The sequence below is a fragment of the Escherichia sp. AM3 genome (assembly GCF_032029835.1).
In the GTDB taxonomy this organism is placed as follows: Bacteria; Pseudomonadota; Gammaproteobacteria; order Enterobacterales; family Enterobacteriaceae; genus Escherichia; species Escherichia coli.
In genome coordinates this window covers 1-314 of the sequence record NZ_JAVUPQ010000783.1, presented here as the reverse complement: position 1 = coordinate 314, position 314 = coordinate 1, and the positions used below count along the sequence as shown (strand labels likewise).

Genomic DNA, 314 nt, shown 5'->3' with positions numbered 1-314 from the left:
ACATAATGTTCCGGCCAGTTAAATGCACTCCCCCACTCTAAGGTTGCTAGTTTTCCTGACGGGAATTCCAAGGTCATAAATAACATATCATCTTCATTGCCAAATCCTGGACCAGAATGGGCCAAATTTCCACCAATCATAGTAACCGTCTCTGGTATTTCTCCAAGTAAATGCTGAACACAATCTAACTCATGTATATGATGATATAGATGTCCACCAGATTGTTCTTTCATCTTTTTCCAGGAAAGTCTCTCTTGTTTGATTGCCCAGCCATTTCTCTTAGTATGACATGATAATATTTCGCCGATAACACC

At 39.8% G+C, this 314-nt stretch carries 1 pseudogene; it reads right to left on the bottom strand.

Features of this window, described 5'->3' with window-relative positions:
* Window positions 1–314, bottom strand: a pseudogene (nanY, locus tag RTW80_RS28345) (2,7-anhydro-N-acetylneuraminate hydratase); the annotation flags it as partial.